The following is a 22,958-nucleotide window of genomic DNA, read 5'->3' as shown; positions in this document are numbered from 1 at the left end:
TGCTCGCCTGAGCGTGGTCGCCGCCCTCAGCACCGGCACGCCGGCCGAAAGACGAGCCGGGCCCCGCCACTCCGAGGGAGGGTGACTGGGCCCGGTGAGCCGGTACGCGCTGTGCCGAGTGATCAGACAGTGCCGAACTCGCCGGCCTTGACGCCCGCCACGAAGGAAGCGAACGAGCGGACGGGGAAGTCCAGGACGGGACCGCTCGGGTCCTTTGAGTCACGGACGGGGACGGTGCCTGTGGCGGACGCAACGTGCGGGGCCCACTCGATGCAGTCGCCGCCGTTGTCGCTGTACGAGGACTTGATCCAACGCGAGGTCTCGGTCGTCACGGGGTTCCCTCTCGAATCTCGTTGATCATGGCCACGGAAGCTATGTGCGACAGGGCTTCGGTCTGTAGTTGATGGTAGGCGGTCAACAGGGGGAGTACTGACGTGGCCTCGCGCTCCAGATGCCCTCGAATCTGAGACTCGGCGTAGGCGACGACCGACCGGTCAGATAGCGTCAGCAGGTTTACAGGCAAGTTGAACGGACGAAGCGTCCCTATGTCGAAAGGGATGATCTGAAGCATCGCGTTCGGCAGTTCGGCGAACTCGACCAGTTTTTGAAGCTGGGCATCCATGACATCTCGACTGCCGACGATTCGGCGGATGCAACTTTCGTCCATGGTCACAGACACCATGGGTGGCCGGGGTCGCACCAAAGCGTGTTGACGTCCCATCAGAACGGCCACACGTTCATCTGCTTGCTCAGTCGTGATGACACCCCGCCGAACGGCGCTGTCCGCCAGCACCTGCGCGAACTCGCGTGTCTGCAACAGGCCAGGAATGATCCCGATGTTGTAGAGCCGGATCTCCACCGCCCGCCCCTCGTACCCCACGTACTCCGGGAATCCTTGCAGCAGCACGCCGTGCTGGATCTCGCGCCATTCGCGTTCGAAGGTGTCTGCTGTCTCCTCGATCCCGAGTGCGGCGTCAGCGGCGATCGAAAACCTGCGGGTTGGCGGTTTGTGGCACGTTTCAACCCCCGAAATATGCCGTCCGGAATATCCCATCCGTGCGCCGAGGTCGTCTTGTTTCCACCCGTGCGCCTCGCGTGCGCTGCGTAGTCGCGCCCCGTACGCCGCTTCCGGGCTTGCCTCGGGGTTCAAATCCTTACGGTTTACCAATGTTCTCCCCATCTCCCGAACGTTGAAGCCCTGCTGATTCTAGGTCAGCCTGACCACCCCTGGTAGCTGTTTGGCTACGGAGAGGAATGGTCTCGTGTTCGGCGACATCGGTTCTGTCAGCGGTAAGGAACCCCAACCCGATCCGATGAGCGGCAAGTTGACGCGCGATCCGGGCCGATCGGGAGTTCCGCCGGCCTTGATCAACCCCATCATTGACCTGGCCCCGGTGCCTGGTTGCGACCTGTGCGACTGGTGGGACAGGCGTCGGGAGAACGCCCGTCGCGGGATCGGGGAGGCCAGCGCGGCCCACTGCGCGGGCCAGATCGCGGCGCACCCGCACCGCCGGGCCGGTGACGCCGGATGACCCCCGAACCGCGCGTTCCGCCGCGCCACCCACCGCGACGCCTGCCCGAACGTTCCGCCCCGGAGTCCGGTCTGCCCGATCTGCGGGTCGGTGTGGCGGTGTTCGACCGGCGGGCGGAAATGCCGGGTGTCATCCGCTCCTTCGCCGGATCGGCGGTCTGTCTCGTCCGCCCCTCCGGGCACACCTGGCAGGCCGCGCTGATCGCGGCCCGCCCGGCGACCGAGCGGGAACGGACCCAACTCGCCGCCCTCGCGAAACTCCACCGGCAGCAGCGGCCCCCCGCCAGGCGGCGAGCGTGAGCGCGGCACGGTTCTACAACGTGACCGTGGTCTGCGAGGGGCCGGTCAACGGTGCGTGGGTACGCGTCGTCCTCGCCGCCCGGCAGGCGGTGCCGCCGGACACTGCCCTGTCCATCCTCCGCCGTCAGGCCCGGCGTATCGCCGACGGCCTCGATCCCGACCCGGGTGCCGAGTGGATTCCGCCGGGCGCGCTCGTCCCCTTACGGGCCCCTGATCCGGACGTACCCACCGCACTCCGGTCCTGGTGCCACACCCCCCAGGCGCAGAAAGCGGCCCGGGACCGGCTCCTCGCGGGCGCGGAGTTCACTCTCGACACCGCCGACCACAGCGGCCGGTACACCCTCAGAGCGCTGCCCGTCCCCGTGCCCGTACCGGCGTACGTACTACCGCGCCACGCGCCACGCCCCGGCCGCCGGAGACACCGCAAGCCCCGGTGGTTCGACCGGTTCAGCCTCCGGCTCCCGTTCCCGTTCCGGCGACGGGCCCGGCAACGACATGCGCCGCGATGATGCCGTACGAGCCGTGCGAGCGGTACGGACCGCTCTCGTCATCAGCTCCACGCTCGCCGCCTACGCGGTGGCCGGATGGCTGCTGGCGGAGCCCTTCACACGTTGACGAAGGCTTCCGGGGCAGAAATGGACACCATGTGACGTAACCGAGGAGACCCGACGTGGATGACTTGCCCGACGGCCACTTCAGGCATCTGCTCCTGCCGTACACCGGCGAAGTCACCCACGTTCGCGTTCCGGCCCGGGGATTCGGGTCCGATTTCTCCCCGGTCATCGACAGCGAGAAGGGGCGGTTCTTCGTCAAGGCAATGTTCAACAATCCCGGGGGACGGAAGGACTCCATCCTCCGGGAACGGGCGATCAACCCCTCCGTACAGCCTCTTTCGCCCCGACTGCTGTGGAGCGTCGGCGGAGACGACGCCGGGTGGATCATCCTCGGCTTCGAGGCCATCGAGGAGAATGGCCTCGACTTCGAGCCGGGCTCGCCGGATCTCCCCCTCGCCGTGGATCTCCTCAATCGGGCGGCGGCTCTGGAACTGCCCGACGTCGCGCGGGATTGGGCGGAAGACCGGTGGGACGCCTACGTGGGCAGCGAAGAGGAGTTGGCGTTCCTCCGTGGTGATGCCCTGCTGCACACCGACATCAATCCGTCCAACCTGACGACAGGTGGTGCTGGGTCGTGGATCATCGATTGGTCATGGCCCACGCGCGGCCCGGCCTTCATCGACCCGGCCTGTTTCGTCGTGCAACTGATCTCCGCCGGCCACAGCCCCGAGTCCGCCGAGTCCTGGGCCGCCGGGTGCACGGCATGGGCGAAGGCAGATCCGAAGGCGATCGATGTATTCGCCGCGGCCGATCTGCGCATGCTTCGAGCCATTGCCGACCGGCGTCCTGATGAGGCATGGCGCGCGGCCGTGGCCGAAGCGGCCCAGGCATGGGTGGACCACCGGGGCATCCTCAAGGCGGAGCGGTGAGCACACGGTCCGGGCAGTCCTCGCAGATGGACAGCCCCGGTACTCCGCTGAGTACCGGGGCCGCGTCCTGCCTGGCCGGCAGCGACCCCAGGACCAGGCGGCGCACACACGGGAGCGGGGCCGGTCTCCTCCTACCGGCCCCGCTTCCGTACGTGTGCCGCGTACGCCGCTGACGCACGCCCCTCAGGAGGGCGACGGCGTCGCCGGAGGAGGCACCGGCCGCGTCAGCGGCGGTGTCGCCGGCGGCGTCCCGGCCGGCTGCGCCGCCGGCTTCGTCGGCCGTGCGACCTCGGCCGGCTGCGGCGTCGACCCCTCGCCCTCCACGTCCCGCGGGCCGCCCTCCTCGGGCTCGCCGAGGGATTCCAGCGCGGCCAGCGCCCGCGGCGCCAGCAGCGGCGAGAAGTACGGGTTGACGCGCAGCGCCTCCCCTACGTGGCGGCGGGCCGGACCGTACAGCTCCAGGGAGCGTTCGATCTCGCCCCGGTGGTAGAGGAACAGCGCGCTGCGCCGCCCCTGCTCCGTCGCCTTCTTCGCGTACTTCAGCGCCTCCTGGCCGTGGCCCGCCCGGTACAGCGCCCAGCCGAGCGCGTCCGCGACCTCCATGGAGCGGTGGTGGCGCGCCCACTCGGCGCGCAGCCGCGCCACCGCCGCCGTCGGGGAGCCGTGGTCGGCCTCGAAGCGGGCGAGGACCAGCTCCTCGTTCACGCCGTGCCCCTGCGCCCGCGCGGCCCGGGCGCGCAGCGTCGCGTACTGGGTGTGGGCGTCGCCGTCCAGGCCGTTCGCGTCGTACAGCTCGCCCAGCTCCAGCGCGTACTCCGGGCGCGGCAGCTTCGCGAGCGCCGCCTGGTAGTCGCGGTACGCCTCGTCCGTCCTGCTCAGCGCGGCCAGCGCGCGCGCCCGGCCGGCCAGCGAGGCGGGGTGGTCCCGTGCCGTCGCGAGCGCCGCGTCGTAGTGGCCCATCGCCTCGGTCGGCTCGCCGCGTTCCCAGGCCAGCTCGCCCAGCGCGTACAGCGCCTCCGCCTTCGCGGTGGGCGAGCCGGCGTGCGCCGCGGCCTCGTCGGCCTTCGCCTCCGCGTCCTCGCGCCACCCCCGGTCGCGGTAGACGGACACCGCGCGCTCCAGTACGGCGGGGGTGCCGGGGCGCAGCTCCTTCAGTTTGTCGAGCGCCTTGCCCGCCGCCTTGTAGTCGCCCAGACCGGTGTACGCGTCGATCAGCACCGGGTACGCGGTCCACGCCTTGGGCTGGCGGGCGCGGAGCGTCTCGCCCCACTTCTTGGCGGTGGTGAAATCGTGGCGGGCGTTGGCGAGCGAGGCGAGGCCGGCCAGCGCCTGGGTGCGGGCGGGCGCGCCCAGCCCGCCCTGCTTGCCGTCGTCCCCGTCGTCCGTACCGCTGTCCGTACCGCCGTCGCCGTCCGCGTCCTCGGCGGCGCGTGCCCCGTGGTCCTCAGGACCGGCGGCCCCCACCGGCGGCCCCTTCAGCGAGCGCCGGAGCGCCTCGTCGGCCTTCGAGTAGTACGCCGAGTCCCCGCGCCGCTCGCCGCGTTCCACGTAGGCCGCGCCCAGCACCGCCCACGCCGTGCTGTCCTCCGGGTGGGTCCGCAGCCACTTCTCGCGGTCCTGGATGAGCGCGTCGAGGTCCGGCAGCGACGCCGGCGCGCCCGCGCTCACCGCCGCGAGGGCCCGCTCCTGCGGGGTCGGTGTCCGCGATCCTTCTCCCCGGTCGGGTACGAACAGCAGGACGCCCCCGACCAGCGCCGCACCGACTCCGGCCGCCAGCGCTGCCCTTCTGACCTGTCTGACCTGCTCCGTCTTCATGGCGTTCATGATGATTACTGTGCGTCAATATGAAGAGCACACACTGTCTTGAGTTGTGGATCGCCCACGGGTTCACACCGATGGCCCCGGGTGCGAGCCTGGGATCATGGACGATCTCCTCGTACGGCTCCGGACCGGCCTTCCCGCCGACGCCCTGATCACCGATCCCGACATCACGATCTCCTACGCCCACGACATGGCCAGCTTCTGCCCGGCCGGAACGCCCGCCGTCGTCGTACTGCCGCGCACCGTCGAACAGGTCCAGCACGTCATGCGCACGGCGACCGCGCTCCGCGTCCCCGTCGTACCGCAGGGGGCCCGTACGGGGCTCTCGGGCGCCGCGAACGCCTCGGACGGGTGCATCGTCCTCTCCCTGACCAAGATGGACCGGATCCTGGAGATCAACGCCGTCGACCGGATCGCCGTCGTCGAGCCCGGCGTCATCAACGCCACGCTCTCCCGCGCCGTCGCCGAACTGGGCCTCGCCTACCCGCCCGACCCGTCGAGCTGGGAGATGTGCACCATCGGCGGGAACATCGGCACCGCGTCCGGCGGGCTGTGCTGCGTCAAGTACGGCGTGACCGCAGAGTACGTCCTCGGCCTCGACGTCGTCCTCGCCGACGGCCGGCTCCTCACCACGGGACGCCGCACCGCCAAGGGCGTCGCCGGATACGACCTGACCCGTCTCTTCGTCGGCTCCGAGGGCAGCCTCGGCATCGTCGTCAAGGCCGTCCTCGCCCTCAAGCCGGAGCCGCCCCAACAGCTCGCCCTGGCAGCCGAGTTCGGCTCGGCCGCCGCCGCGTGCGACGCCGTCTGCCGGATCATGGAGCGCGGACACACCCCGTCGCTGCTCGAAATCATGGACCGTACGACCGTCCGCGCCGTCAACGCACTGGCCAACATGGGCCTCCCCGACTCCACCGAGGCGCTGCTCCTCGCCGCCTTCGACACCAAGGACCCCGCCGCCGACCTCGCCGCCGTCGGCGAGCTGTGCGCGGCGGCCGGCGCCACCGAGGTGGTCCCCGCCGAGGACGCCGCCGAGTCGGAGCTGCTGCTCCAGGCCCGCCGCCTCGCCCTCCCCGCGCTGGAGGCCGTCCGGTCGGCCACGATGATCGACGACGTGTGCGTACCGCGCTCGCGGCTCGCCGAGATGATCGACGGCACGGCCGCCATCGCGGAGAAGTACGACCTGACCATCGGCGTCTGCGCCCATGCGGGCGACGGCAACACCCATCCCGTCGTCTGCTTCGACCAGGCCGACCCCGAGGAGTCCCGGCGGGCCCGCGCGTCCTTCGACGAGATCATGGGGCTCGGCCTGGAGCTGGGCGGCACGATCACCGGTGAGCACGGCGTGGGCACCCTGAAGAAGGAGTGGCTGTCGCGGGAGCTGGGTCCGGTGGGGTTGGAGTTGCAGCGGGGTATCAAGCAGACTTTCGACCCGCTGGGCTTGCTCAACCCGGGCAAGCTTTTCTGAGGCCGACGGCGCGACGCCCCACCGGGGAGCGACCGCCCGAGGGCGCGGCGGGAGTACGTGTGAGCAAGCTGACCGAGTACGACGCGACGGCGGGCAGACGGGGCCTGGGCGACCGGCGCTCCGTGCACCGTGTGTACCGCAGGCTGCCCTGGATGGAGATCCTGCTCGTCCCGGCGGCCATGGCCGCCGTGATCGCCTACCTGACCCTCAAGTCCCCCTTCCTGTACGTGCCGGTGGTGGCCGGCCTCGTCTACGCGGGCTTCGCCGGCCTGCGCCGCATACCGCCCGCCGAGGGCGTGCGGATGGCCGTCGTGTACGAGGGCGGCGTGCTGCTCGGGCGCCCTCGGGCCGAGCCGGTCACGTACGCCTGGCAGGAGATCGCCTCCACCGGCCACGACCTGGGCGCCAGTGACATCGGCCTGGCCTCCGGCGGCCTGCGGATCACCGAACGGGCCGCTGTCACCGCGATCTGGCCCGCCGGCCGCGAGGAGCCGGTCGTCCTGGCGCATGTCGTACGGCAGAACAAGCTGGCCGAGGCGCTGGAGGCGGGCGTACGCCCCCGGCTGCTCGAACGGCTGCGCGCCACCCTGGACACGGAGGGCACGGTCCGCGTCGGCGACCTGGACGTCACCGACGAGGGCGTCACCCTGCGCGGCGGCCTGCCGGGCACCGCCGCCGCGCCGGCCGTGATCGGCTGGCCGGAGCTGGCGGCGACGACGGTCTTCGGCCCGTCCCGGCTGCGGGTCCGCACGAGCGCCGGGCGGTGCGACGTGCCCGTGCGGAACGCGGCGGTCGTCCGTGACTTCATCGAGGAGACCCGCGAACTGAACGTGTGACACGCGCCCTCCGGCCTCACACGTCGCCGTCCACGGACCCGTCCGACGGCCAGGGGTCCCGCAGCCACAGTTCATCGGTGGCCGCCGGGGCCAGCAGCGCGCTCAGCGCGTCGTCCAGACCCAGCCTCCCGGCCTCCGTTCCGGGCGGCACGATCCGCAACGTCCGCTCCACCCACGCCGACAGAGCCGCCGACGACCCTTCGAGCAGGGCGTCCCCGTCGGGCGACGACAGCGCGACACACAGCACCTGCCGCCCGTCCACCTTGGTCGGCCAGATCCGGACATCCCCGTGCCCGCACGGCCTGAAGACCCCCTCCACCAGCAACTCCCGGGCGAAGGTCCACTTCACCGGGGCGTCCGAGCCGACGTGGAAGGTGATGTGCACGGCGTACGGATCGTCCGTACGGTACGTCAGCCGGGCCGGCACGGGGATGCTCCGCTCGGGCGACAGCACCAGATTCAGTTCCAGCTCGCGTTCGACCACAGAGTGCATGACGGGCACTTCCTTTCCTGGCGAGGGGCCCGGCGGCGGGGCCTTACCAGGAGAGAGGCGGCACCTCTTGGTTCATGACGCGACTTTCGGTGATGACTTTGTGTGAGGAGACGGAGACCGCCGCCGCACCGGTCACCCAGGGGGCGACGCCTGCCTGTCGTGGGTGGGCGGGGACCGCCAAGGAGTGAATCCGGCTCGTACGTGCGGTCCGTCCGGGTGACGCGTACGGGGGACGCGCACTTTCCCCCTTGGGCCCCTTCGCCGCACGCTCCCGTTCGAACGGGTGTGCTGAATTGGTGCAGGTCCGCGAACAGATCCCACCCCGCAGCTTTACGCTTCGCAGCAGTACGGCCGGGCCGCCGCCCGAACGGGGTTCTTTCTGCCGGGCGCCATCTTCCGGGCCCCGAGTTCTTCGTTACTGTCTTCCTGGACAAGCGGGAGTACGAATCCGGTCGCCGTTCCGGCGCCGGGCGGCCCTTTCAGGTCAATCATGGTGTGAACGAACGGAGTTGGGGTCAGTGGCTACTCCTCCTGGTGACGGCGGGAACGTACCCCGGGAAGGCTTCTACCCGGACCCTTCCATTCCTGGATACGTCCGGTACTGGAACGGCGCCGCCTGGGTGCCCGGCACCTCGCGGCCCGCGCCCCGGGGGGACGAGGGCGCGCCCGCCGCGCTTCCGGCCGCTTCCACGCCGCTCGCACTGCCCGCCGTCGACGAGACGGGACCGGTCTTCCTCGACGAGGACCCGCCCGAGCGGCCCCGGCAGGAACCCGCCTCCGCGTGGCAGGCCGACGCCTCCCGCCAGACCGGCTTCGGCGGGGAGCGCGACGCCCGGATCGCCTGGGGCACGACGGGTGCGACAGGCGCGCCCGGCACCACCGGCCAGGACCCCCGGGTCCCCGCCCCCGCCCCGCCCGCCGACCCGACCGGAGGCGCCCTCCCCGGCGTACGCTCCCTCGGCCCCGGGACCGGGGACGGCACGGGAAGCGGCGACGCCGAAGGTGACGTTCCCCTCACCGACGGTACGGTCGCGATCCGCCCCCAGCGGCGCGGCGGCGCGGGACCGGGCCGGGCCCCGGCGCCCCGCGAAGCCAAGAAGCCGCCGGCCGACTCCACCATGACCATCCGCGCCCTGCGCGCCGCGCGGCGCGCGAAGGACGAGGACGCCACCTCGGAGCCCCCCGCCGGGGACCAGGGCGCGACGGCGATCCGGGCACCCGACGCCGGGCCGAAGCCGCAGCTCCCCGCCCGTCAGCCCGCCCACCAGCAGCCACCGGCCCAGCCGGCCCCGCAGTCCTACGCCCCCGCGCCGCCGCCTGTACCCGAGCCCGACCGGGGGCCCATCAGCTCCGGCAGCGGCGGCGGCGCCGCCTCCTGGGCCCAGCAGGTGCACCCGCTCGCCCAGCCGGACCGGGCCGACCAGCCCGTGGTGCCCTGGAAGCCGCCCGTCGAGGACCCGTTCCTCCAGATCGCGCGCGCCCAGGCCGCCTCGCGCCCCGCCGGCCTCGGCAAGCGCGTCCTGGCCCGGCTGATCGACACCCTGGTGCTCGGGGCGATCGTGGGCGCCATCGCCGTACCGCTCATCAGCCGGGCCCTGGCCCATGTCGACGCCAAGGTCGAAGCGGCCCGGCAGACCGGACAGACCGTCACCGTCTGGCTGCTCGACACCACCACGGCCGGCTACCTCGGCGGCGTCCTCGTCGCCCTGCTGGTCGTCGGCGTGTTCTACGAGGCGCTGCCCACCGCGAAATGGGGGCGCACGCTCGGCAAGAAGCTGTGCGGGCTCGACGTACGGGACATCGAGACCCACGAGGCCCCTGCCTTCGGTGCCGCGCTGCGCCGCTGGCTGGTCTACAGCGTGCTCGGGGTGCTCGTCGTGGGGCTCGCCAATGTGCTGTGGTGCCTGATCGACCGGCCGTGGCGGCAGTGCTGGCACGACAAGGTCGCCCACACCTTCGTGGCACGCTGAGGGACCGCCGCCGGGCCCGCCGGGGGTCCCGCCCGCGCCCCCGCTGACGGGGCGTGAGGCAGCGGCGGGCCGTTCCTCCGAACGGCGGGCCAGCCGTTGCGGGCCCCTCCGGGCCGGGGTGCACTGCCCCCATGAGCAATGATCAGCCACCGCCCGGCGGGCCTCCCGAGGACGACCCCTTCCTCAAGAAGCCGCGAGAGCCCCAGGGGCCGGGACAGGGCCAGGGACCGCAGGAGCCCCAGGGGCCTCAGCACCCGCAGGGGCCGCATGAGCCTCCGCCGCCCCACGGGCCTCCGCCGCCTTCCGGGGACTCCCCGTACGGGTCTCCCTACGGCGGCGAGCACGGACCGCCCAAGGCCCCGCCGTACGACCCGAACGCCCCCGGCGGCGGCGCGTACGGCGGCTCTCCCTACGGGCAGGACCCCTACGGGGGAGGCGGCCCCCACGGCGGCAGGGATCCGCTCGCCGGGATGCCGCCCCTCGCGCCGTTCGCCACCCGCCTCGCGGCCCGGGTCATCGACGCCCTGATCATCTTCATCCCGCTGGCGATCATCTCGCTGCTCGTCGGCGGCTGGCGCCGCACGGCGAACACCACCGGCAACTGGGACGAGGTCACCAACCAGGTGAACACCGGTACCCAGTGGGTCTGGTCGCTCATCTCGATCATCGCGTACGTCGGCTACGACACCCTGATGACGAAGAAGTACGGGCAGACCCTCGGCAAGCGCTGGCTGAAGCTGCGGGTGGCGATGCTCAACGACGGATCCGTACCGGAGGCCAACGCGTCGCTGACACGCGCCCTGGTGCTCTGGGTGCCCGCGCTGCTCTGCTGCCTCTTCCTCTGGTGGCTCATCATCATCGTGACGATCCTGGCCAGCCGGCCGTACAAGCAGGGCCTGCACGACAAGGCCGCCAGGACCGTCGTGGTGACGGCGACGAGGTGAGCTGCGACGCGCTCGGAGAGCCGGAGGCGGACCGTTACCGGCGGGCCTGCGCGCCCACGCCCGAGTCCTGCGTACGCGTCCCGGGCGCCGTCGTGGCGCGCGCCGCGGTGTCCGTGCCGGTCCCCCGGCGCGGGGTGGCCGCCCGCGCGGCCCGGTCCTTGCGGGGCAGCGGCACGGTCATGGCGACCAGCAGTCCCAGACCGAGCGCGGCGACGCCGATCACCGCGACGCCGATGCCCGTACTCGTACCGGAGAGCAGGAGCATGGCGAGGGTGGAACAGACGATGGTGGCGGAGCCGTAGGCGAGCTGTGCGGCAGTAGGACGCGGCATGGCGGAATCCGTCCCTCGGGGGCGTCGGTATCTGTGGGGTTACGGGGATTCGGTGATTCTGGGGATGTTGGGCGCGTCTCGCGTATCTCGTACAGGGGACAAGTGGGACCAGGTCGTCGCAAGGCGGTCGCACTCACTGGCGACTCTAAGGCCGTGGATGCCCGAGTGGAACGGCCTGTAAGCGTGACCTGACCCATGGTGCCGGTGCATGGGGGGCGCATCGAGTCACGAGCCGCCGCCAACAGGCCGAATATATGCATCCGTTGGCCGGTTCACTCCCTCCGTCCGGATAGTGGAACGAGAAGGCCGCATAATGCAATTGACGGGTTCAAGTCAAGGTCTGTCTTTTCTCCGCCAACTCGGGTCCAATGTCGTCACTTATGACGCGCAGACGCGCGCGGATCCTCCACTCCCGGTCCGCGGATCGCGTGCGCCGGGGAGGAACACCACCAAGTGATCAGAAACCGACGGGCGAGAAGAGTGTCCGCAGTGCTCGTGGCGCTGGCCGCCACCGCTGCGACGGCTTCGGCCTTCACCACGGCTCAGGCCCAGGACCACCCCGCCTCCGCTTCCAGCGCCCCATCAGGCGTGGAGCGCCACGACCCGGCGCCCCAGAAGGGGCAGGTCGACCACGACCTGGACGGCCCGTTCAGCAAGCAGCAGTCCAAGCAGCGCGAGGCCGCGCTCCAGCAGGTCATATCCGGCGACGCCAAGGTGGAGAAGCGCGGCGGCTCCAAGGTCGTCAAGCTCGACGACAAGAAGTACGTCGAGCTGGGCCGGGAGAAGACCGACAAGATCTTCACCATCCTCGTGGAGTTCGGCGACGACGTCGACAGCACGACGACCTACGACCCGGACGGCGCCGACGGCCCCCTGCCGCCCGTCGTCAAGTACGGCGGCGACCGTGGCCCGCTGCACAACGAGATAGCCGAGCCGGACCGGAAGGTGGACAACTCCACCGCCTGGCAGGCCGACTACAGCCAGGAGCACTTCCAGGACCTGTACTTCGGCACCGGCAAGGACGCCAAGGGCAAGGCGAAGGACTCCCTGAAGACGTACTACGAGAAGACGTCCTCCGGGCGCTACTCGGTCGACGGTGAGGTCTCCGACTGGGTCAAGGTCCCGTGGAACGAGGCCCGTTACGGCTCCAACTACTGCGGCTCGACCAACTGCGCCAACGTCTGGGACCTGGTACGCGACGGCCTCACCGCCTGGACCGCCGACCAGAAGGCCCAGGGCAGGACCGACGCCCAGATCAAGGACGAGCTCTCCCAGTACGACCAGTGGGACCGCTACGACTTCGACAACGACGGCGACTTCAACGAGCCCGACGGCTACGTCGACCACTTCCAGATCGTCCACGCCGGTGAGGACGAGTCCGCGGGCGGCGGCGTCCAGGGCACGGACGCCCTCTGGGCGCACCGCTGGTACGCGTACGGCACCAACGCCGGTTCCACGGGCCCCACGGGCAACAAGGCCGGCGGCGCGCCGGTCGGTGACACCGGCATCTGGGTCGGTGACTACACCATGCAGCCGGAGAACGGCGGCCTCGGGGTCTTCGCCCACGAGTACGGCCACGACCTGGGCCTGCCCGACCTGTACGACACCGCGGGCGGCGACAACTCGACCGCCTTCTGGACGCTGATGTCGTCCGGCTCGTGGCTGGGCACCGGCAAGAACGAGATCGGCGACCTGCCCGGCGACATGACCGCCTGGGACAAGCTCCAGCTCGGCTGGCTCGACTACGCCGAGGCCAAGGCGGCCACCAACTCGACCCACAAGCTGGGCGTCTCCGCGTACAACACGAAGAACCCGCAGGCGCTCGTCGTCGAACTCCCCGAGAAGGAGAAGACGACCACGGTCGTGAAGCCCGCGGAAGGCTCCAAGCAGTGGTGGAGCGACATGGGTGACGACCTCAAGAACACCCTCACCCGTTCGGTGGATCTGACCGGCAGGACCGCCGCGTCGCTCGACCTGACCGGCTGGTGGGACATCGAGGCCGACTACGACTACCTCTACACCGAGGTCTCCACGGACGGCGGCGCCAACTGGACGCCGCTGGACGGCACCGCCGACGGCAAGTCCCTGCCGCGCGACGCCGCCGACAAGCCGGCGCTGACCGGTGTCTCGGGCGCGGCGAAGAAGCTCGCCTTCCCGCTGGACGCCTACGCCGGCCAGAAGTTCGACCTGCGCTTCCGCTACCAGACGGACGGCGGCGTGAGCGGCAAGGGCTTCACGGCCGACGCCATCACCCTCACCGCCGACGGCGCGCCGGTCTTCACCGACAACGCAGAGGGCGACGACGCGGGCTGGACCGCGAACGGCTTCTCGCGCATCGGTGAGTCCTTCACCCAGGACTACGAGCAGTACTACATCGCCGAGAACCGCCAGTACGTCTCGTACGACAGGACGCTGAAGGTCGGCCCGTACAACTTCGGCTTCACGGCGCCGAACGACGGCAAGGTCGAGCACTTCGCGTACCAGAACGGCCTGCTGATCTGGCTGTGGGACACCTCGCAGAAGGACAACAACACCAGCCAGCACCCGGGCGAGGGCCTGATCCTGCCGATCGACGCCCACGCCAAGCCGCTGAAGTGGTCGGACGGCACGCTGATGCGCAACCGGATCCAGGCGTACGACTCCACCTTCAGCTGGTGGCCGACGTCGGGTCTCTCGCTCCACCGCGCCGACAAGCTGACGCGGATCTCCCCGTCCCTGGGCGCCCCGGTCTTCGACGACCGCAAGGGCACCTACTGGAGCGAGGAGAACAAGGGCGGAAGCGTCAAGGTTCCTGACACCAACACCAAGATCAGCATCATCAGCCAGCCGCTGGACGGCTCGACGATGACGGTCAAGGTAGGCAAGTCCGGCAAGTAACCGGAAGTAACCGCAGGTCAAGTGCATGATCGGCCGTCGCCCTCTAGCGGGCGGCGGCCGTTCGTGTTTAGGTGCGTCCTACGGATCTCTTATTGACACGACGTCTCACGGGGGAGATGAAGACATGGCGAGTGGAGGCTTCAGCAAGCTCCCGAACGGCACCGTGGTGGTGGCACTGACCCTGCCCAGCCCGGCCGCCGAGGACGGCACCGTACGCGTCCTGGTGCACGCCGCGAACCGGGCCCGCGCCCTGACCAGGCTGCGGAACCTGGGGCTGCGGGCGGTCTATCTGCGGGGCAACGCGGAGCCGCCGACACCGGACGAGATCACGGCCGTACTGCACCACCCGGACGGCCTGCTCTGGCGTACGACACCGGACGCGCCGGGGACGGCCGACCAGCTCTGGCGGCCGATCCGGGCGCTGCTGAGACCGGCGGTGATGGGGTACTGACGCGGGGTGCCCGCACCGGGCACGCGACGTCCGGGAGGGCGCCCGACGGACGGCCCCCAGCGGCCCGCAAGGCCCCCCGGCGCCCCTCTCCCGCCCTCGCGGAGGTCAGACGACCGGCTTGCCCCTCAGCACCACGCCCGCGTCCCGCAGCTCCTCCAGGGCCCGCTCCGTGGTCGCCGGGGCCACGCCCGCCGTCAGGTCCAGCAGCACATGCGTGACGAACCCCGCACGGACCGCGTCCAGCGCCGTCGCCCGTACGCAGTGGTCCGTGGCGATACCGACCACGTCGACCTCGGTCACCTCGCGCTCCCGCAGCCAGTCCGCCAGCCCGACGCCGTTCTCGTCGGCGCCCTCGAAGCCGCTGTACGCCGCCTCGTACGCGCCCTTGTCGAAGACCGCGCCGATCCCGCCCGAGGCGACCGCCGGGGCGAAGTTCGGGTGGAAGCCCACGCCCTCCGTGCCGGCCACGCAGTGCACCGGCCAGGAAGTGACGTAGTCCGGCTCGGCCGGGGCCACCGCGAAGTGGCCGCCCGGGTCGACGTGGCAGTCACGGGTGGCGACCACGTGCCGGTATCCGGCGGTCGCCTGGCCTATCAGGTCGGTGATGGCGGCGGCGACGTCGGCGCCCCCGGCCACGGCGAGGCTGCCGCCCTCGCAGAAGTCGTTCTGTACGTCGACGACGATCAGTGCGCGGTGCATGGCGGGGGTCCTTCAGTGGGGGAGCGGACAGGAGACGGAGCGGTACGGGAAGCGGTGCGGAGGCCGGGGGAGGGCGGCTGGACGTGAGCGTAGGGACTCCCGCCGCCGTGCGGGAGGGGTCGTACGCCAGTACGGGACATACCCATCACACCCACCCTCTTCCCCTGCTCGTCCCCACCCCGTCTCACACGTACTCGGTCGGAATCACCGGCTCCCCGCGGGACAGCTGCATGGCCGACATCGGCAGCCCCGCCCGCGCCGCCGCGTGCCGTTCGCGCGCCACGTCCAGCGACTCGCGCGCCACGATCTCGCCGCCCTTGACCAGCTCCACCAGGAGCTGCCGGTCCAGCAGCTCGGGCGGAACCGGACCCGTGCCGAGCACCTCGGCCTCCGCGTACCCCTGCGCGTCCGGCCGCCGCGCCGCCCACTTGCGCCCGCCGACCGAGGTCTTCCCGCCCAGCGACTTCTTCGCCACCGGCCGCAGCGGGGCCTTCGGGTCCGCCGAGGCGGCCCGCGCGACGATCTTGTAGACCATGGAGCAGGTGGGGTGCCCGCTGCCCGTGACGAGCTGCGTACCGACGCCGTACGCGTCCACCGGCGCCGCCGCCAGCGAGGCGATCGCGTACTCGTCCAGGTCCGAGGTGACCACGATCTTGGTGTTGACCGCGCCCAGCTCGTCGAGCTGCTGCCGTACCCGGTGCGCGACCAGCAGCAGGTCGCCCGAGTCGATCCGTACGGAGCCCAGCTCGGGCCCCGCGATCTCCACGGCGGTCCGTACGGCCTCGGCCACGTCGTACGTGTCGACCAGCAGCGTCGTACCGCGGCCGAGCGAGTCGATCTGGGCGCGGAAGGCGTCGCGCTCGGTGTCGTGCAGCAGGGTGAAGGCGTGCGCGCTCGTGCCCACCGTCGGGATGGCGTACCGGAACCCGGCGGCCAGGTCGGAGGTGGCGTCGAAGCCGCCCACGTACGCGGCGCGCGCGGCGGCCACCGCGGCCAGCTCGTGCGTACGGCGCGCGCCCATCTCGATCAGCCGGCGCCCGCCCGCGGCCGTCGCCATCCGGGAGGCGGCGGCGGCGATCGCCGAGTCGTGGTTGAGGACCGAGAGGATCACGGTCTCCAGCAGCACGCACTCCGCGAAGGAGCCCTCGACCCGCAGGACCGGGGAGCCGGGGAAGTAGACCTCGCCCTCCGGGTACCCCCAGATGTCGCCGCGGAAGCGGTACGAGGCGAGCCAGGTGAGCGTCGGCTCGTCGACGACCTCGTTCTCGCGCAGGAAGCCGAGCAGATCGGCGTCGAAGCGGAAGTTCTCCACGGCGTCCAGAACGCGTCCGGTGCCCGCCACGACCCCGTACCTGCGGCCCTCGGGCAGCCGCCGGGTGAAGACCTCGAAGACGGAGCGCCGGTCGGCCGTACCGGCCCGCAGCGCTGCCTGGAGCATCGTCAGCTCGTACTGATCGGTGAAGAGCGCGGTCGACGGAATGTCCACCGGCAGCCCAAGGTCCGCAGTGTTCATACGACGATGCTACCCCGCAATACTCGTCACTTTGACGATTTCTCGGTGGCCGTTTGTGCGACACCGCTCACGTGGTGGCAGCATGGGACGGGTGAGGCCGCGGCATGCCGGCGCCCCCCTGCGGAGAAGAAGGTCGTCCCGAACCGTGAGTGTTGCTCCGACTGAGATCGAACGCCCAGAATCGGCCGAGGAGACCTTCGCGGTCCCTGAGCCGGACGTGCCGTGGGTGACGATCGTCCACAATGACCCGGTCAACCTCATGAGTTACGTGGCGTACGTCTTCCAGACCTATTTCGGCTATTCGAAGGACAAGGCGCACAAACTGATGCTCGACGTCCACCACAAGGGCCGCGCGGTCGTCTCCAGCGGGAGCCGCGAGGAGATGGAACGCGATGTGCAGGCCATGCACGGATTCGGGCTCTGGGCGACCCTCTCGCAGGACCGCACCTGATGGCCGGGCGCTTCGAGGCGATCCCGGGCGGCGGCGCCGCCGTCGCGCTCGACGAGGTCGAGATCTCGATCCTGCGTTCACTGGCCGTGCAGTTGCTGGAGCTGATCGGCCCCGCCGACGAACCCGCACAGGGCGAGGACCCGCTCGCCGCGCTCTTCACCCCGGGCCCCAGCGAGCCGCCCTCCGACCCGGCGCTGGCCCGGCTCTTCCCGGACGCGTACGGCGACCCGGAGGCGTCGGCGAACGGCCGTGACGAGGACGAGGAACTGAAGGAGTACTCCTCGGAGTTCCGGCGGTTCACCGAGAACGACCTGCGCGACCGCAAGCGCGAGGACGGCGTGGCGCTCGTCCGCACGCTGGACGCGCTCACCGCCACGGGCGAGGGCGGCGCCGTACTGAAGCTGACGCCCGACGACTGCGTGCACTGGCTCGGCGCGCTCAACGACCTGCGGCTGACGATCGGTACGCGCCTGGAGGTCACCGACGAGGACGAGGGCGGCGAGCTGTACCGGCTCCCCGACTCCGACCCGCGCAAGCCCATGGTGATGGCGTACCTCTGGCTCGGCGCGCTCCAGGAGACGCTCGTGGAAACCCTGCTGGCCTGACGTTCCCGCTGCTCCCGTGGTGTCCCCGTCGGCTGCTCCCGTCGTGCTTCCCGCCGATTCCCGCCGATTCCCGCCGGCTGTTCCCCTCGGCGTTCCGACGGCACGCCACGGTCGCCCGGACGCCACCCGTCATGCACCCGTCAGACGCTCAAACGATGCTCAAATCGACATAACGATCACATCACCGCTGCGGCCTCCTTTGCGGTTCGCGGTGCGATTCGTCCCCTTCTTCCTGTGGGCTGGGACACAGTCGCGGGCGCCGGAAGCCCGTTCTCCCGTGATAGATCTGCCGGACCTCCCGGGGGACGCCACCCCTGTCCCCCGGGGGTGTCCCGACCGGCCGAACGCCGGTGGCACTCCATCCATATCCGGGGGGATCAGGAACTGGTCCGTGGCCGTGAGCGGTCCACGGATCTGCATGGAGAAAGGGCGCACGACCATGACCTCTGCGCAGGTCGACAAGGAGCACGGCGGCGACGGTCCCCCCAGGGGTCCCGCCGGAAGCGGCGCGGACGAAGAGGGATACGAGCGCGGACTCGGCAGTCGCCAGGTCCAGATGATCGCCATCGGCGGCGCGATCGGCGTCGGCCTCTTCATGGGCGCCGGGGCGAACATCGCCAAGGCCGGTCCCAGCATCATCCTCATGTACGCCCTCGCCGGCGTCGTGATCTTCTTCATCATGCGGGCGCTGGGCGAACTGCTCCTCTACCGGCCCGTCTCGGGCTCCTTCGCGGAGTACGCCCGCGAATTCCTCGGCCCCTTCTTCGGCTTCGCCACCGGCTGGACGTACTGGCTGATGTGGGTCGTCACCGGCATGGCGGAACTCACCGCCGCCGCGATCTACATCCACTTCTGGTTCCCGCAGATCCCTCAATGGGTCAGTGCGCTGGTCTTCCTGGTGGTTCTCTTCGGGGTGAACCTGATCTCGGTGAAGATCTTCGGCGAGGTCGAGTTCTGGTTCTCGATGATCAAGGTCACCGCCATCATCGGCATGATCGTCATCGGCCTGGGCGTGCTCACCCTCGGCTTCTCCGACGCCGGTGAGACGGCCGCGGCGGCCAACCTGTGGGAACACCACGGCGTCTTCCCCAACGGCATCGGCTCCAGCCTGATGACCCTCCAGGGCGTCATGTTCGCCTACCTCGCCGTCGAACTGGTCGGCGTCACCGCCGGCGAGTCCGAGAACCCCGAGAAGACCCTCCCCAAGGCCATCAACACCCTGCCCTGGCGCATCATCGTCTTCTACGTCGGCGCGCTCCTCGTGATCCTCTCCGTCGTCAAGTGGACCGAGTTCTCGGCGGGCACCAGCCCCTTCGTCCACGCCTTCGAGAAGATGGGCATCCCGCTCGCCGCGGGCATCGTCAACTTCGTCGTACTGACCGCCGCGCTCTCCTCCTGCAACTCCGGCATGTACTCCACCGGCCGGATGCTGCGCGGCCTCGCCGCCAACAGCGAGGCGCCGAGCGCCTTCGGCCGGCTCAACTCCCGCAAGACCCCGGCCGTCGGCATCGCCGTCTCCGTCGCCCTCATGGGCATCGGCGTGATCCTCAACTACATCGTCCCCGAGAAGGCGTTCGGCTACGTGACCTCGGTCGCCACCGCCGCCGGCATCTGGACCTGGATGATGATCCTGATCAGCCACATCCGCTACCGCCGCGGCGTCGTGACCGGCCGCCTGCCCGCCTCGTCCTTCCCGGCACCCGGCGGCACCCTCTTCAGCTGGATCGCGGCCGGCTTCCTCGCCGTGGTCACCTGTCTGATCGCCTACGACAGCGACGCGCGGATCTCCCTCTACGTGGGGGCGGTCTGGGCGGTCTTCCTCGCCATCGGCTGGCGCTACGTGAAGACCCGCACCCCGCAGCGGGCGAAGCCCTCCGCCACCCCGGGCGAACCGGAGTACGCGCCCGCCGCCGACTGACCCCCTACGAGCGCCCCCCGGATCACGGCCGACGCCCCTGATCCGGGGGCGCTCGCACCGGTCCCTCTATATTTTCCTCATGCTCACCATCACCCAGGCCCTGCACGACCAGATCGTGGCGCACGCGCGAGCCGACCACCCCGACGAGGCGTGCGGCGTCGTCGCCGGGCCCGAGGGGACCGGCCGGGGCGAGCGGTTCATCCCCATGCTGAACGCCGCCAGGTCGCCCACCTTCTACGAGTTCGACTCCGCCGACCTGCTCAAGCTCTACCGCGAGATGGACGACCGGGACGAGGAACCGGTGATCATCTACCACTCGCACACCGCGACCGAGGCGTACCCGTCCCGTACGGACATCAGCTACGCCAACGAGCCCGGCGCCCACTACGTACTCGTCTCCACCGCCGACACCGACGCCGCCGGCCCCTTCCAGTTCCGCTCGTACCGCATCGTGGACGGGGCGGTCGAGGAAGAGCCCGTCGAGATCGTCTGACAGCCCCTCGCCGGGCCCTCCGTCCACCAGGCTGTCCATCAGGTGGACGCCGAACGTCCACCCAGTGGGAACGCATGCCGGGACGCGGAACGGGAATCGATACGATGAGCGCATGGTTTCCATCGACGTGAGCGACAAGACGCCGAGCACCCCGCTGCTCGTGGCGCGGCTGCACGTCGATCTGTGCCGCCTCGCCAGTGCCATCTGTACCGGCCGCGCCGCCGGCTGAGCGACGCCCCGCCCGGAGCGCGGTCCTCCGTACCCGCACGCACGCCGCACGCCGCACGTACCCGCACCACCCCCCTCGCGCGGGGGACCGAGCCGCGCGCCCGTCACGCAGTCTCCCGACAGGAGCCCATGTCATGGCCATCGAGGTCCGCATCCCGACCATCCTCCGCACCTACACCGACGGCGCCAAGGCGGTCGAGGGCACCGGCGACACGCTCTCCGAGCTGTTCGCCGACCTCGACACCCGGCACACCGGCATCCGGGAGCGGCTGATCGACCCCGCCAAGGACAACCAGCTCCGCCGCTTCGTCAACGTCTACCTCAACGACGAGGACGTCCGCTTCCTGGACGGCATCGCCACCAAACTCGCCGACGGCGACAGCGTCACCATCCTCCCGGCCGTGGCCGGCGGCGCGCCCGACGCGACGCGCGCCGTCTGATGCGGTACGACTCCCCGCTCGCGGCGGTCGGCAACACCCCCCTGGTCCGGCTCCCCCGGCTGTCCCCCTCGGAGGACGTACGGATCTGGGCCAAACTGGAGGACCGTAACCCGACCGGCTCCGTCAAGGACCGCCCCGCGCTCCACATGGTCGAGCAGGCGGAGAAGGACGGCCGGCTCACCCCCGGCTGCACCATCCTGGAGCCCACCAGCGGCAACACCGGCATCTCGCTCGCCATGGCGGCCAGGCTCAAGGGCTACCGCATCGTCTGCGTCATGCCCGAGAACACCTCGCGGGAGCGGCGCGACCTGCTCACCATGTGGGGGGCCGAGATCGTCCCGTCCCCCGCCGCGGGCGGCTCCAACACCGCCGTACGGGTGGCGAAGGAACTCGCCGCGGAGAACCCTTCCTGGGTGATGCTCTACCAGTACGGCAACCCCGACAACGCGGGCGCCCACTACGCCACCACCGGCCCGGAGATCCTGGCCGACCTGCCCTCCGTCACCCACTTCGTGGCGGGTCTCGGCACCACGGGCACCCTCATGGGCGTCGGCCGCTATCTGCGCGAACACGTGAAGGGCGTCCAGATCGTCGCCGCGGAGCCCCGCTACGACGACCTCGTCTACGGGCTGCGCAACCTCGACGAGGGCTTCGTCCCGGAGCTGTACGACGCGTCGGTCCTCACCACCCGCTTCTCCGTCGGCTCGGCCGACGCCGTCACCCGAACCCGCGAACTCCTCCAGCAGGAAGGCATCTTCGCCGGCGTCTCGACCGGCGCGGCGCTGCACGCGGCGATCGGCGTGGGCAGGAAGGCGGTCAAGGCGGGGGAGAGCGCCGACATCGTCTTCGTCGTGGCGGACGGCGGCTGGAAGTACCTGTCGACCGGCGTCTACACCGCGGCGACGACGGAAGAGGCCATCGAGACGCTGCACGGCCAGCTCTGGGCGTAGCGGCGTGCCGGTGTGTGTCGGAGCAGCGGCGTGACGGAGCAGCGGAGTGGCCGAGTGGCGCGCCGGTGGACCGGCGCGGTGACGGCGTAGCGGTACGGAGCGGCCGGCCGGCGGGAGTACGGACGGAGTACGGGACGGCACGGGCCCCGTGGCGTGGAGCGGGGCCCACCCGTACGGACCATCCGAGCACGGACCATCCGAACCAGTGACGTCCTGGGTGAGTTCCCCCACAACGGACCACTGTGGAGGAGCGACCAGCCGTTTCGCGCTTTACGCTCGGTGAACCGCACGACCCCCGTCGCCCCGCCGTCCACGCCACGGAGGTTCCCGCTCCATGAAGCTCACCGTCGTCGGCTGTTCGGGCTCGTTCCCCGCCGCGGGATCGGCCTGCTCCAGTTACCTCGTAGAGGCCGACGGCTTCCGGCTGCTCCTCGACATGGGTAATGGCGCCCTGGGCGAGTTGCAGCGCCATGTTGGTCTCTACGACCTCGACGCCATCTTCCTCAGCCATCTCCACGCCGACCACTGCATCGACATGTGCGCCTACTTCGTCGCACGCTACTACCGTTTCGACGGCGGACGCTGCGACCCGATCCCCGTCTACGGGCCCGAGGGCACCGAACAGCGCCTCACCACCGCGTACGCGGACACCCCCACGGACAAGTCCATGAGCGAGGTCTTCGACTTCCACACGCTCAAGCCGGGCTCGGGCTCCTTCGACATCGGCCCGTTCTCCGTCCGTACGGAGAAGGTCGCGCACCCCGTCGACACCTTCGCGATCCGCGTCGAGCACGGCGGCAGATCCCTCACGTACTCCGGTGACACCGGCGTCTGCGAACCGCTGGTCGAGCTGGCGGAGGAGACGGACCTCTTCCTCTGCGAGGCGGCCTTCACCTACGGCAAGGAGGACGTCGTGGGCCTGCACCTCAACGGCCGCGAGGCCGGCGCCCACGCTGCCCGCGCCCGCGCCCGCAGACTCGTCCTCACGCACGTACCGCCGTGGACGGACGGGGACCGGAACCTGGCCGACGCGCGCGACGTGTACGCGGGCCCGGCCGAGCTGGCCGTCCCCGGCGCGGTCTACGAGATCTGACGCGGCGTACGGAGCCGTACCCGTACGTACGCGACCGTGGGCCCGGCCGGTCCTGACATCGGC

25 protein-coding genes are annotated in these 22,958 nt (G+C 70.7%); 18 read left to right on the top strand and 7 right to left on the bottom strand.

Going from position 1 to position 22,958, the window contains the following annotated elements; genetic code table 11:
* Positions 1 to 122: 122 nt before the first annotated feature.
* Positions 123 to 332 (bottom strand): DUF397 domain-containing protein, encoded by a 210-nt coding sequence (locus tag ACFXPL_RS01330; protein ID WP_384910523.1) that lies wholly within the window; start codon positions 330 to 332, stop codon positions 123 to 125.
* Positions 329 to 1,180, bottom strand: a complete 852-nt coding sequence (locus ACFXPL_RS01325; RefSeq protein WP_384910520.1) for a Scr1 family TA system antitoxin-like transcriptional regulator — start codon at positions 1,178 to 1,180, stop codon at positions 329 to 331. The genes ACFXPL_RS01330 and ACFXPL_RS01325 overlap by 4 nt, the downstream gene beginning before the upstream one ends.
* Positions 1,181 to 1,262: 82 nt before the next feature.
* Here ACFXPL_RS01325 and ACFXPL_RS01320 point away from each other — a divergent pair, with 82 nt between their 5' ends.
* From ACFXPL_RS01320 to ACFXPL_RS01305, 4 genes are all read left to right on the top strand, one after another.
* Positions 1,263 to 1,532 carry a hypothetical protein gene (locus ACFXPL_RS01320; RefSeq protein WP_384910517.1) on the top strand — a complete coding sequence of 90 codons (270 nt, stop codon included), beginning with the start codon at positions 1,263 to 1,265 and terminating at the stop codon, positions 1,530 to 1,532.
* The gene (locus ACFXPL_RS01315; protein WP_384910514.1) at positions 1,529 to 1,831 is read left to right on the top strand and encodes a hypothetical protein; all 303 of its coding nucleotides are present in this window, start codon (positions 1,529 to 1,531) and stop codon (positions 1,829 to 1,831) included. Before ACFXPL_RS01320 ends, ACFXPL_RS01315 begins: the two co-directional genes overlap by 4 nt.
* Positions 1,828 to 2,340: a hypothetical protein gene (locus ACFXPL_RS01310; RefSeq protein WP_384910511.1), complete on the top strand. Its 513-nt coding sequence runs from the start codon at positions 1,828 to 1,830 to the stop codon at positions 2,338 to 2,340. The genes ACFXPL_RS01315 and ACFXPL_RS01310 overlap by 4 nt, the downstream gene beginning before the upstream one ends.
* A gap of 161 nt (positions 2,341 to 2,501) precedes the next feature.
* A complete protein-coding gene (locus tag ACFXPL_RS01305) occupies positions 2,502 to 3,314 on the top strand; it encodes a protein kinase (RefSeq protein ID WP_384910508.1) in 813 nt (270 codons plus the stop codon).
* Between the two features lie 183 nt (positions 3,315 to 3,497).
* Here ACFXPL_RS01305 and ACFXPL_RS01300 read toward each other — a convergent pair whose 3' ends face one another.
* Positions 3,498 to 5,138: a hypothetical protein gene (locus ACFXPL_RS01300; protein ID WP_384910505.1), complete on the bottom strand. Its 1,641-nt coding sequence runs from the start codon at positions 5,136 to 5,138 to the stop codon at positions 3,498 to 3,500.
* 97 nt (positions 5,139 to 5,235) lie between these two features.
* Between ACFXPL_RS01300 and ACFXPL_RS01295 the strand changes: the two genes are divergently transcribed.
* Complete coding sequence (locus ACFXPL_RS01295; RefSeq protein WP_384910502.1) at positions 5,236 to 6,603, top strand: FAD-binding oxidoreductase; 1,368 nt, start codon at positions 5,236 to 5,238, stop codon at positions 6,601 to 6,603.
* A 59-nt stretch (positions 6,604 to 6,662) separates the two neighbouring features.
* Positions 6,663 to 7,439 carry a hypothetical protein gene (locus ACFXPL_RS01290; protein WP_384910499.1) on the top strand — a complete coding sequence of 259 codons (777 nt, stop codon included), beginning with the start codon at positions 6,663 to 6,665 and terminating at the stop codon, positions 7,437 to 7,439.
* A 16-nt stretch (positions 7,440 to 7,455) separates the two neighbouring features.
* Here ACFXPL_RS01290 and ACFXPL_RS01285 read toward each other — a convergent pair whose 3' ends face one another.
* On the bottom strand, positions 7,456 to 7,932 hold the full coding sequence (locus ACFXPL_RS01285) for an SsgA family sporulation/cell division regulator (RefSeq protein ID WP_384910497.1): 477 nt from the start codon (positions 7,930 to 7,932) through the stop codon (positions 7,456 to 7,458).
* Positions 7,933 to 8,450: 518 nt separating this feature from the next.
* Here ACFXPL_RS01285 and ACFXPL_RS01280 point away from each other — a divergent pair.
* Together ACFXPL_RS01280 and ACFXPL_RS01275 are read left to right on the top strand one after the other, a co-directional pair.
* Positions 8,451 to 9,902 carry an RDD family protein gene (locus ACFXPL_RS01280; protein ID WP_384910494.1) on the top strand — a complete coding sequence of 484 codons (1,452 nt, stop codon included), beginning with the start codon at positions 8,451 to 8,453 and terminating at the stop codon, positions 9,900 to 9,902.
* Between the two features lie 131 nt (positions 9,903 to 10,033).
* Entirely contained in the window at positions 10,034 to 10,846 is an 813-nt protein-coding gene (locus ACFXPL_RS01275) for an RDD family protein (protein WP_384910491.1), read from the top strand.
* Positions 10,847 to 10,880: 34 nt separating this feature from the next.
* On the opposite strand, the gene ACFXPL_RS01270 is transcribed toward ACFXPL_RS01275, so the two are convergent.
* Complete coding sequence (locus tag ACFXPL_RS01270; protein ID WP_384910488.1) at positions 10,881 to 11,177, bottom strand: hypothetical protein; 297 nt, start codon at positions 11,175 to 11,177, stop codon at positions 10,881 to 10,883.
* 453 nt (positions 11,178 to 11,630) lie between these two features.
* Between ACFXPL_RS01270 and ACFXPL_RS01265 the strand changes: the two genes are divergently transcribed.
* Both ACFXPL_RS01265 and ACFXPL_RS01260 read left to right on the top strand, forming a co-directional pair.
* Positions 11,631 to 14,054 carry an immune inhibitor A domain-containing protein gene (locus tag ACFXPL_RS01265; RefSeq protein ID WP_384910485.1) on the top strand — a complete coding sequence of 808 codons (2,424 nt, stop codon included), beginning with the start codon at positions 11,631 to 11,633 and terminating at the stop codon, positions 14,052 to 14,054.
* Between the two features lie 124 nt (positions 14,055 to 14,178).
* Complete coding sequence (locus ACFXPL_RS01260; RefSeq protein ID WP_384910482.1) at positions 14,179 to 14,505, top strand: hypothetical protein; 327 nt, start codon at positions 14,179 to 14,181, stop codon at positions 14,503 to 14,505.
* A gap of 105 nt (positions 14,506 to 14,610) precedes the next feature.
* On the opposite strand, the gene ACFXPL_RS01255 is transcribed toward ACFXPL_RS01260, so the two are convergent.
* Both ACFXPL_RS01255 and ACFXPL_RS01250 read right to left on the bottom strand, forming a co-directional pair.
* Positions 14,611 to 15,204, bottom strand: coding sequence for an isochorismatase family protein (locus ACFXPL_RS01255; RefSeq protein WP_384910480.1), 594 nt, complete (start codon positions 15,202 to 15,204; stop codon positions 14,611 to 14,613).
* A gap of 184 nt (positions 15,205 to 15,388) precedes the next feature.
* Positions 15,389 to 16,717 (bottom strand): nicotinate phosphoribosyltransferase, encoded by a 1,329-nt coding sequence (locus tag ACFXPL_RS01250; RefSeq protein ID WP_384910477.1) that lies wholly within the window; start codon positions 16,715 to 16,717, stop codon positions 15,389 to 15,391.
* 145 nt (positions 16,718 to 16,862) lie between these two features.
* Between ACFXPL_RS01250 and clpS the strand changes: the two genes are divergently transcribed.
* From clpS to ACFXPL_RS01210, 8 genes are all read left to right on the top strand, one after another.
* Positions 16,863 to 17,168: an ATP-dependent Clp protease adapter ClpS gene (gene clpS, locus ACFXPL_RS01245; RefSeq protein WP_329826863.1), complete on the top strand. Its 306-nt coding sequence runs from the start codon at positions 16,863 to 16,865 to the stop codon at positions 17,166 to 17,168.
* The gene (locus ACFXPL_RS01240; protein ID WP_384910474.1) at positions 17,168 to 17,773 is read left to right on the top strand and encodes a DUF2017 domain-containing protein; all 606 of its coding nucleotides are present in this window, start codon (positions 17,168 to 17,170) and stop codon (positions 17,771 to 17,773) included. Before clpS ends, ACFXPL_RS01240 begins: the two co-directional genes overlap by 1 nt.
* 439 nt (positions 17,774 to 18,212) lie before the next feature.
* The gene (locus ACFXPL_RS01235; protein ID WP_384910471.1) at positions 18,213 to 19,691 is read left to right on the top strand and encodes an amino acid permease; all 1,479 of its coding nucleotides are present in this window, start codon (positions 18,213 to 18,215) and stop codon (positions 19,689 to 19,691) included.
* 79 nt (positions 19,692 to 19,770) lie between these two features.
* The gene (locus ACFXPL_RS01230; RefSeq protein ID WP_384910468.1) at positions 19,771 to 20,184 is read left to right on the top strand and encodes a Mov34/MPN/PAD-1 family protein; all 414 of its coding nucleotides are present in this window, start codon (positions 19,771 to 19,773) and stop codon (positions 20,182 to 20,184) included.
* A gap of 112 nt (positions 20,185 to 20,296) precedes the next feature.
* Entirely contained in the window at positions 20,297 to 20,413 is a 117-nt protein-coding gene (locus ACFXPL_RS01225) for a putative leader peptide (RefSeq protein WP_384910465.1), read from the top strand.
* A gap of 133 nt (positions 20,414 to 20,546) precedes the next feature.
* Entirely contained in the window at positions 20,547 to 20,852 is a 306-nt protein-coding gene (locus ACFXPL_RS01220) for a MoaD/ThiS family protein (RefSeq protein ID WP_384910463.1), read from the top strand.
* Entirely contained in the window at positions 20,852 to 21,802 is a 951-nt protein-coding gene (locus ACFXPL_RS01215) for a PLP-dependent cysteine synthase family protein (RefSeq protein WP_384910460.1), read from the top strand. Before ACFXPL_RS01220 ends, ACFXPL_RS01215 begins: the two co-directional genes overlap by 1 nt.
* A 334-nt stretch (positions 21,803 to 22,136) precedes the next feature.
* Positions 22,137 to 22,895 (top strand): MBL fold metallo-hydrolase, encoded by a 759-nt coding sequence (locus ACFXPL_RS01210; RefSeq protein WP_384910457.1) that lies wholly within the window; start codon positions 22,137 to 22,139, stop codon positions 22,893 to 22,895.
* Positions 22,896 to 22,958 lie beyond the last annotated feature (63 nt).

The organism is Streptomyces sp. NPDC059092 (genome assembly GCF_042756365.1).
GTDB lineage: Bacteria > Actinomycetota > Actinomycetes > Streptomycetales > Streptomycetaceae > Streptomyces.
This window is presented reverse-complemented; position numbering and strand designations above follow the sequence as displayed.